This is a genomic window from Halochromatium sp. (assembly GCF_054919635.1).
Genome location: NZ_JBUDPI010000110.1, coordinates 1 through 10235, shown reverse-complemented (window position 1 = coordinate 10235; position 10235 = coordinate 1). Strand labels below are relative to the sequence as shown.

Annotated in this window: 3 protein-coding genes; all 3 read left to right on the top strand. The window is 65.8% G+C overall.

Features of this window, described 5'->3' with window-relative positions:
• Positions 1-102: 102 nt before the first annotated feature.
• Positions 103-3744 (top strand): exodeoxyribonuclease V subunit gamma, encoded by a 3642-nt coding sequence (recC, locus tag ACY693_RS08715; RefSeq protein WP_462321437.1) that lies wholly within the window; start codon positions 103-105, stop codon positions 3742-3744.
• 32 nt (positions 3745-3776) lie between these two features.
• On the top strand, positions 3777-8177 hold the full coding sequence (gene recB / locus ACY693_RS08710; protein ID WP_462321436.1) for an exodeoxyribonuclease V subunit beta: 4401 nt from the start codon (positions 3777-3779) through the stop codon (positions 8175-8177).
• The coding region (recD, locus tag ACY693_RS08705) for an exodeoxyribonuclease V subunit alpha (protein WP_462321435.1) at positions 8177-10235 on the top strand (2059 nt) is incomplete at its 3' end. The genes recB and recD, both read left to right, overlap by 1 nt.

Sequence of the window (10235 nt, the reverse complement as noted above, 5' to 3'; positions counted from 1 at the left end):
CTCGGCTCGGTCAATAGCGCTGCGCTGGACGACGGGAGAGGCGGCACTAGACGCGTCGAGCGAAGCATTGATGGGGCATTGATGGAGCACAGAGGAGCGCAGGTGGAGCATCAGACAACGGCATGGCCAACAGGCTTCATGCTCATCCAAGGCAACCGCCTGGAGCTGCTACGCGGGCTGATGACCAACTGGCTGCGGCGCTATCCTTTGCATCCGCTCGAGAACGAGGTGGTGCTCGTGCAAAGCAACGGCATCGGCCAATGGCTCAAGCTAGCGCTGGCCGCACCGGCTCAGGATGGGCTGGATGCCGATGGCCTAGAGGGCGGCTGCGGCATTGCTGCGGCGATCGACCTGATGCTGCCGGCGCGCTTCCTTTGGCTGGCCTACCGCGCACTGCTTGGCGAGCTGCCGGAGACCTCTGCCTACGAGAAGGCGCCACTAAGCTGGCGCCTGTATCGGCTGCTGGGCGATCTCGACACGCTGGCGGCTGCGGTTGATGCCCGCCAGCGCGGCTGGCTCGAGCCGCTGCGCGGCTTTCTCAGCGTCGACGGCGACGCCCGGCGGCGCCAACAGCTTGCCGAGCGTCTGGCTGATCTCTACGACCAGTACCAGGTCTACCGCGCCGACTGGCTTGCGGCCTGGCAGCAGGGCGAGGACCTGCTGATCCGACCCAATGACCAGCGCGAGCCGCTGCCGGAGACGCAGCGCTGGCAGCCGCTGCTCTGGCGCTGGCTGCATCAGGATATGCAGCAGAGCCCAGTGCAGTGTCAGGGGCAAAACCGGGCGCAAGACAGGCGTCCGGCTCCAAGCGAAACGGCGAGTGCCGTTGGGATGGGTACCGAGAGTCGCGCTGAGATCCATCAGCGCTTTCTCGCCCAGGCAGCAGGTTTGCGCCCAGGGAGCCGCCCACCGGCCGAGCCGAGACGGGTCATCGTCTTTGGTATCTCGTCGCTGCCGCGCCAAGCCATCGAGGTGCTGCAGGCGATCGCTCCGGTGACGCAGGTGATGCTGTTCGTGCAGAACCCGAGCCGGCACTACTGGGGCGATATCGTCGAGGGCCGCGAGCTGTTCCGCAGCCGTTATCGGCGCTCCAATGCGCGCAAGGTGCCAGAGGACATCGATGAGACCGAGCTGCATCTGCACGGCCATCCGCTGTTGGCGGCCTGGGGCAAGCAGGGCCGTGACTACATCCGTCTGCTCGATGAATACGACGAGCGCGAGCAGTACGAAGCGCACTTCGAGGCCCAGAGCCTGACCATCGATCTCTTCGAGTCTCCGGGCGGTGACGAGGATAGCGATCGGACCCTGCTGCAACAGCTACAGGACGATATCCTCGAGCTGCGACCGCTCGCCGAGCGGCAGACTGCGGCGAGCGCGATCGACCCGATGCGCGATCGCAGTCTCAGCTTCTTGGTCGCTCACAGCCCGCAGCGCGAGGTCGAGATCCTGCACGATCAGCTGCTCGATGCCTTCGCCGAGGCTGACCAAGCAGGTATCCCGCTGCCGCCGCGCGACATCCTGGTCATGGTGCCCGATATCGCGACCTATGCGCCGCAGATCGAGGCGGTGTTCGGCCGCCTACCCTGGGACGACCCTCGCCGCATCCCCTTTCACATCGCCGATCAAGGCCAGCGCCAGCGCGACCCGCTGCTCATCGGCGTCGAGCACCTGCTCAATCTGCCGCAAGCGCGCTTCGCGGTCAGCGAGCTGCTCGATCTGCTCGAGATCCCGGCCTTGCGCGCGCGCTTCGGCCTCGATGAGGCGGATCTGCCGCGGCTTCGCCAGTGGATCGAGGGTGCCAACATCCGTTGGGGGCTGGATGCGCGCCAGCGCGCCAGCCTAGGTCTGCCCGAGGGCTTGCAGCAGAACAGCTGGCAATTCGGCTTACAGCGCATGCTGCTCGGCTTCGCCACCGGTGCCAGTGGCGCCTGGCAAGGCGTCGAGCCCTACGACGAGATCGCCGGCCTAGAGGCTGCGCTGATCGGCCCGCTCGCCGAGCTGCTGGAGGCCTTGGGTCATGCCTGGCAAGCATTGCGGCAGCCCTATACGCCGGCTGCCTGGAGTGAGCTGCTGGCCGAGCTGCTCGACGCGCTCTTCCTCGCCTCTAGCGACGCCGATGAGGTGGCGCTCACTAACCTGCGCCAGGTTCTGGAGCAATGGCTGCTCAACTGTCAGGTCGGTGGCGTCGAGGACGAACTGCTGCCGTTGGAGGTCGTGCGCGATTCGCTGCTCGCTGAGCTGGATGCGCCAAGGCTGAGCCAGCGCTTTCTCGCCGGCGCGGTCAACTTTGCCACGCTACTGCCGATGCGCGCGATCCCATTCCGTCAGATCTGGCTGCTCGGGATGAACGATGGCGACTACCCCCGTAGTCGCCGTGCCATCGACTTCGATCTGATGGCCAATGACTATCGCCCGGGCGATCGCTCGCGCCGCGAGGATGACCGCTACCTGTTTCTTGAGGCGCTGCTTGCGGCTCGCGAGCGCCTGGTGATCAGCTGGGTGGGGCGCAGCATTCGCGACAACTCCGAGCGTCCGGCCTCGGTTCTGGTGGGGCAGCTGCGTGATCACCTTGCAGCCGGCTGGCGGCTGGCTCCGCATTGCGCTGCCGCCGATTGCTCCGTCGACGACCATGCGGGTCAGGCCTTGGTCGCCGCGCTCACCACCGAGCATCCATTGCAGCCATTTAGCCTGCGCTACTTCCAGTCACCGGCTGAGTCGGACCGCGACCCTCGGTTGTTCACCTATGCCAGCGAGTGGCGGGCCATGCATCGCGATCTGGATCAGCAGCCGTCGGAATCACCACCAGACCTCGGGCCGCCGAGCCTGGATGGGCCCATCGCGCTGGGCGCGCTAGGCGGCTTTCTGCGCTATCCGGTCAAGACCTTCTACCGTCAGCGTCTCGCGCTCTACCTGGATCACGAGGCCGAGCAGCGCGACGACGAGGAGCCATTCGATCTCGACGGGCTCGGCAGCTGGGGCCTGCGCGAGGCGCTCTTGCTCGGCATCCAACAGCGCCTGATGGCAGAGCCGACACTGGCGACCGACGATTGTCTGCAAGCTGCGATCGCGCGCTTGGCGCGGGCTGGGCATTTGCCGATGCCTCCCTTTGATGCGGCTTGGGTCGAGCAGCTCGGTGACCACCTCAAGCGACCCTTGGCGCGCTTTCGAGCGCTGAGCGCCGAGCATCCGATTGCGCTCCCGGTGCAGCCGCTGCGACTGGAGGTCGATGGCCTTCTGCTTCAGGACAGCCTGACCGGCCTTTGTGCCGATACCGCCGGTAACCGGCTGCGGCTGATCCTGCAGCCGAGCCAGATGATCAAGGACAACAAGCTCAAGTGGTACCACCTGGTCCGTCACTGGCCGGCGCACCTGGCCGCACAGCAAGAGGGACCGACGACCAGCTGCCTGCTCGGCCCTGAGACCGAGATCCTGCTGCCGCCGCTCACCGCCAAGGAGGCCGAGACGCAGCTGCACAGCCTAATGGCAGGCTATCGGCGTGGGCTCAGCGAGCTGCTGCCGCTCGCCTGCAAGACTGCCTTTGCATGGTTACTGGGTGATCAGGGCCATCCAGCGACGACCTACGAAGGTGGCTACAACCAGACCGGCGAATGTCTCGAGCATGCGGGCTATCGACGCTTCTGGCCAAGCTATGCCGCGCTGAGCGCTGATGCCCGCTTCCAGGGGCTGATCGATCAGCTCTATCGGCCGCTCTTTGAGCATGTCCGCAGCAGTGATCCCCATTGAGCGCGCGCACCCCGGTCAATCGTTCCTAGCACATGCCCCAGCCCAGCAGCCAACAGCCCAGCAGCCAACAGCCCAGCAGCCAACAGCCCCAGCCCCTCGACGTCTTGCGTTTCCCGCTGCATGGCAACCGGCTGATCGAGGCCAGCGCTGGAACCGGCAAGACCTATACCCTCGCGCTGCTCTACACCCGCCTGGTGCTGGGGCATGGCAATGATGGCGCCGCTTTCGAGCGGCCGCTGATGCCGCCGGAGATTCTGGTGATGACCTTCACCGATGCGGCCACCAAAGAGCTGCGAGAGCGCATTCGCACCAGATTGGTGGAGGTGGCCGAACTGTTCGATCGAGCACCGCCGCCTGCTAGGCCCGCTGCCAAGCTGGAGGCCGAATTAGGCGCTGAATTCGACGCCGAATTAGGGGTCGAGCCGGATGCCGATCTTGGCGCAGTTCTTGAGTTGACCCCTGAGATAGCCCCTGAGATAGCCTCTTGTGTGGAACCTGATATGGAGCGTCCTGGGAGCGGGAGTGCCGACTCGGCTGTGACAGACGACGCACTCTCGGCACTGCGCGATAGCTATGCAGCAAGTCAATGGCCGGGCTGTGCGCGTCGGCTCCGCCAGGCTGCCGAATGGATGGACGAGGCGATGATCCTGACCATCCACGGTTGGTGTCAGCGCATGCTGCAAGAGCATGCCTTCTCCACCCGCGGGCTGTTTCAGCGCGAGCTGGTCACCGATCAGACCGATCTGATCGCCGAGCTGCTGCGAGATTATTGGCGGATACATTTCTATGCACTGCCAGCCGACCAAGCGGCCTGCATCCAGTCGATCATGGCCTCGCCGGCGGTCTTGCAGGAGCGCTTGGCGCAGTGGCTCGATCGGCGTGATGCCGTGCTGTCGTATCGTGGTCAGCCCCTGAGCTGTCATGATCTCGCTGAGCCGTTGGCGGCACAGTGCCGCTGGCAGAACGAGGCCGAGGCCGTTGCAGAGCAGCGCCTGGCCATTGAGGCCGAGTGCCGTCGTCTTGAAGATCTTGCGCGGGAGCAATGGTGCGCAGATCGTGCGGCCATCGAGGCCCATCTGCGTGAGCTTAGGCGACACCTCAAGGGGCCACAGCATGCCAGCACGCGGCCAGAAGACTTCGATCAGCTGCTGGCCGAGATCGCTGCCTGGGCCGAGGCGGGTGCTGCGCCGCCGGGCAAGCTGAAGAACTTTGGCCAAGGCGCCTTCGCCTTCAAGAAGAGCGCCAAGATCCAGGCCGAGGCGACGCATCCGGCCTTTGCTGCGCTCGCGGCTTGGCAAGAGGTGTTGAGTCAGACGAAGCCAACGCCGCCCGAGCCACCGGAGCCCTCGCTCGAGGCCTGCCTGCTCGCCCATGCTGCGGCCTGGGTCGGCCGAGAGCTGCCACGGCGCCTTCGGGTTCGGGCCGAGATGGGCTTCGATGACCTGCTGCGCGAGCTCGAGGCCGCGCTGAGGCCAGCCGATGACAGCCCTGCGGCGCGGGCCCAGTCTGAGCAGCTCGCGGCGACCATTCGTAGCCAGTTTCCGGTGGCGCTGATCGATGAGTTCCAGGATACCGACCCGATCCAGTATCGGATCTTTGCCTCGATCTACGGCGCCGGCCGTCCGTCTGGGGATTCGGCCGTCCCAGCCACCGCGCTGGTCATGATCGGCGACCCGAAACAGGCCATCTATGGCTTTCGCGGTGCCGACATCCAGGCCTATCTCGACGCCCGGCGCGCCACGGCCGGACGCCATTACAGCCTGGGTCGCAACTTCCGCTCGACCGAGGCGATGGTGGCCGCCTGCAATCGGCTGTTTGGCTATGCAGACCGGCATGCGCAGGGGGCCTTCCGCTTCCGCGAGCTGGCAGGCATCGAGAGCATCGGCCAGCCCAAGCCCGCACCTCAGGGCGAGAATCCGGTTCCGTTTCTTGAGGTTAGCGCCAAGGGTCGCGACGAGCAGCTGATCATCGGTGGCGAGCCGGCGGCTGCGATGACCTTCTGGCAGCTCGACAGTGGTGACGCGCCGATCGGCGCCAGTGACTATCGGGCGCAGATGGCCGAGGCTGCCGCCTCCGAGATCCTGCGCTGGCTGCAGCAGGCGCGTGCGGGCCACACTGGCCTAAGGTCGGCGCAAGGGCTGGCGCCACTGCGCCCAAAGGACATCGCTATCCTGGTGCGCAGCAGCACCGAGGCCAGGGTGATGCGCGAGGCGCTGGCGGCGCGGCGCATCCATAGCGTTTACCTCTCCGATCGCGATTCGGTGTTCGAGACCGAGGAGGCTGGCGATCTACTGCATTGGCTGCGTGCCTGCGCCGAGCCAACCGATGAGGCGCTGGTACGCGCGGCGCTCGGCTCCAACACCTTGGGGCTGCCGCTGCAGGCCTTGGCTGTGTTGCAGCAGGATGAGCTTGCCTGGGAGGCTGAGATCGAGCGCTTCCGCGTCTACCGCCGGATCTGGCAGCGTCAAGGCGTCCTGGCTCTGCTGCGGCAGCTGATGCACGAGGCCGACCTGCCGGCCCGGCTGCTCGCACGCGGCAATGGTGAGCGCATCCTGACCAATCTGCTGCATCTCTCGGAATGGCTGCAGCAGGCGGCCATAACCCTCGATGGTGAGCAGGCACTGATCCGTCATCTACGGGCGCATCTCGAGCAGCGCGGCCAAGAGTTCATCGTGCGTCTGGAAAGCGATGCCGAGCTGGTCCAGGTGATCACGATCCACAAGTCCAAAGGGCTCGAATACCCCCTGGTGCTGCTGCCCTTCATCTGCAGTTGGCGGAGCGTCGATGGACGCAGTAAGCAGGTGCCTTACCGAATGACCAGCGCCGAGGGCGCATCATCCACGGCACGGCCTGCTCTCCAGCGTGACTGCTCCGGTAACGCTGCAAGCATCGGTGCCGCTGCTGGCCAGAGCGCCAGCTCGCTTGGAGACCAGGGCGCCAGCTCCGCTGGAAGCCAGGGCGCTAGGTCGCCTGACGACCAGGGTGCCAGCTCGCCTCCGGGCCTGTCTGCGCTGCCTGATCCCATCACCAGCTCTGCGGCCGGCCCGCCGAGCCGCTATCTCGAGGTCGCGGGCCATCGGCTGTTCAAGGACGCCTGGATCGCGGCGGATGAGGAGCGCCTGAGCGAGGATCTGCGCCTGCTCTATGTCGCCGTGACCCGAGCTCGGTATGCGGTCGTGCTCGGCATCGCCGCGCTCAAGAGCGGCAACGCCAAACAGCCGCAGCTGGAGCGATCGGCGATCGGCTATGTACTTGGCGGCGGCTCGACCTTTCCGAGGCCGCAGGCGGTCTGGGACGCGCTGGCTCAGCTCAAGGGTGATTGTGCCGCGATTGCAATCAGGCCGGCCCCAAGCATCCAACAAGGGTGGCTAGCTGCCGAGACCGAGACGAGCTTGGCGCCAGCGCGAGCAGCCACCCATGCCCGATTTACACCCTGGTGGATCAGCAGCTATTCGGCATTGCGGCAAGGGGCTTCGGCGCCCCTCGCCGATGCCTCGGAGCTGTCGCTGCAAGACAGTGCCGCCGATACCGCGACGCAGGAGATCACGCGCGAGGAGGGGATGTTGAATGCCGCTGCAGCCGGCGCTGAGACGCGCGGCCAGTGGTTGGCAAAGCCGCCTGAGGGGCTGCTGCATGGCTTTCCGCGTGGCAGTCGTTACGGCACCTTTCTGCATGGCCTGCTCGAATGGGCTGGCACCCAACAGTGGCAGCAGGATGGGGCCCTGTATCAGGGCTATGCGGCCGCGGTGGAGGGCGCGACGCAGCGCCGCGACATGCTCGCCCGACGCTGTGCGCTGCGCGGACTCGTCCAATGGATCGACAGGCTAGACGACTGGCTGCTCAACTGTTTGGCCCAGCGTTGGATGCTGAGCGGCCTGAGTGATGGGCCGTCAGCAGCGCCAACATTGGCGCTGCAGGACCTAAGCCCGCGGCAGATCCAGGTCGAGATGGAGTTCTGGATCGAGAGCAAACAGGTCGATACAGCCAGGCTCGATGCGCTCGTGCAGACCCATTGCCTGCCCGGCGAGACGAGGCCGGAGCTGCGGGCCAATCGGCTCAACGGTATGCTTAAGGGCTTCATCGATCTGGTCTTCGAGCATCAGGGCCGCTATTACCTGCTCGACTGGAAATCGAACTGGCTCGGACCCGATGACGATGCCTACACGCCTGAGATCATGACCGCCGCCGTGCTCGAGCACCGCTATGACCTGCAATACACGCTCTACCTGCTGGCCCTGCATCGGCTGCTGCGCGCGCGCCTACCAGGCTATGAATACGAGCGCCACATCGGCGGTGTCATCTATGTCTTTCTGCGCGGTACTCAGGCCCCCAGCCAGGGTCTGTTCACCGATAAGCCGGCGCCGGCACTGATCGAAGCCCTCGATCAGCTCTTCGCCGGCGAAGCGACGACCGCTAGCCAGGAGGTCGCCTAATGCCGACCCCGAGGCTTGATTCCAGCGTCGATCGACCGAGCTCCGATGCAAACCGATCGAGTCAAGCATCGCTGTTGCGACCGGCGTCGATTACGCCGCCGAGCAGTGAGGCCGAGCGCCTGCTCGCCATCATGAGCAGCTGGCTCGAGGCCGGCGCCTTACGGGCACTGGATCTTGCCCTGACACGTTTCCTAGCGCAGCAGGCGGGTGAGCAAGACGCAGCGGTGCTGCTTGCGGTTGCCCTGACCAGTGAGCGCAACGGTCATGGTCACGTCTGTTTCGATCTCCAGGGCGCGCTGGCCCAACCCGACAGGCTGCTCGGGCGGCTGCGTGATGACCAAGCGCTCAGTCCGCCGGTGCGACAGGCGTTGCGGGCCGAGCTGCAGGCGCTGAGCTTGGATGACTGGGCGGCGCGGCTCGTTGCCAGCTCCCTGGTCAGCAATCGGCTCGAGGCCCATGTCGAGTCAGGGAACGACTCAGGCATCGAGCCAACGCCTGAGGCTGCCGCGACAGCATCCGAGGACGCCTCGACGCCCTTGGTGCTCGCCGGCACTCGGGAGCAGCCGCTGCTCTACCTGCGGCGCTACTGGGGCTATGAGGAGCGCATCCGCGCCGGTATCGAGGCAAGACTGCAGCGACGCATCGCCGTCGACCCTGCTGTGCTGCGGCGCGAGCTCGAGGCCCTATTTCAAGTCGCAGCGCCAGGCGATCAGGGTCAGCCTCCAGCTCAGTCCAGCGCCAGGGCGAACGCCAAGTCGAACGCTAGGGCTAACGTAAAGTCCAGCGCCAAGACCAGCCCCAAGACCAGCGCCAAGACCAGCCCCAGTCCAAGCATGCCATGCGACTCGGCGCTGGCCCGAGGATCGCCGTCTCAATCGCCGGCTCAGCTTCAGCTCGATCTAGGCTCCGAGCCTGGGCTGGGCCAGGCGGCGCAGCGGTTTCTAGCGCCACAGCCAGTAGAGCCAGAGCCAGAGCAAGAACCGGACTCGGAGCCGGGGGCAGGACCTAATACAACGCTGGAGCCGAACTGGCAACGGATCGCCTGCGCACTCGCCGCGCAGCGAGCCTTCTCGGTCATTACCGGCGGTCCCGGCACCGGCAAGACCACCACCGTGGTGCGCTTGCTGGCCGTCTTGCAAGGGTTGGCTGCCGCCGCTCAAGAGCCGCCGCTACGTATCGAGCTGGCGGCACCGACCGGCAAGGCTGCTGCGCGCCTGAATGAGTCGATCGCCGAGCAGGTGCAAGGGCTGCCTGGCGACCTTGCGACCGATGGCCTTATCCCGACTGAGGTCAAGACCCTGCATCGGCTGCTCGGCACCCGCCCGGACAGCCGGCACTTTCGTCACCATATCGCCGATCCGCTGCCGGCCGACGTGGTGGTGGTGGATGAGGCCTCGATGGTCGATGTCGAGATGATGGCTAGCCTGCTCGACGCGATGCGCCCCGATGCCCGGTTGATTCTGCTTGGCGATAAGGATCAGCTGAGCTCGGTCGAGGCCGGTGCGGTGCTCGGCGATCTCTGCCAGCGAGCGGCTGATGCGCACTATCGGCCTGAGACCATCGCATGGCTCAAGCAGGCGGCTGGTGAGCATCTGCCGCCTGCCTATTGCGATGCCGCTGGCAATGCGCTCGATCAGGCCGTGGTCATGCTGCGCAAGAGTTACCGCTTCAGCGAGCAAGGTGGCATTGGTGCGTTGGCGGCGCTGGTCAATCAGCCACTGCTGGGCTCGATTGCTCCGGGGCAGCATGGACAGCACGGACAGCGGCTCGGCGCTGTGCTGCAGTTGTTCGAGAGGGAGCGGCAGCGACCGGCCAGTGAGCTGGGAGCCATCGAGGTGGTGCAGCTTGCAGCGGCCGATGCTCCGGCATTGAAGGCGCTAACCGGCACTGGTTATGCAGGTCCGGGCAGCTATCTGACTCGAATGCGAGACCGAGCACCCGCAGCCGATGTGGATCAGCGCCAGATCGACGCCTGGGCCAGAGAGGTGCTCACCGCGCAGAAGCAATTCCAACTGCTGACGCCGCTGCGCCAAGGTGATTGGGGCGTCGAGGGATTGA

Coding starts and splice junctions, on each gene's coding strand:
- recB (WP_462321436.1), top strand. CDS start 3,777: ATGCCCCAGCCCAGCAGCCAACAGCCCAGCAGCCAACAGCCCAGCAGC.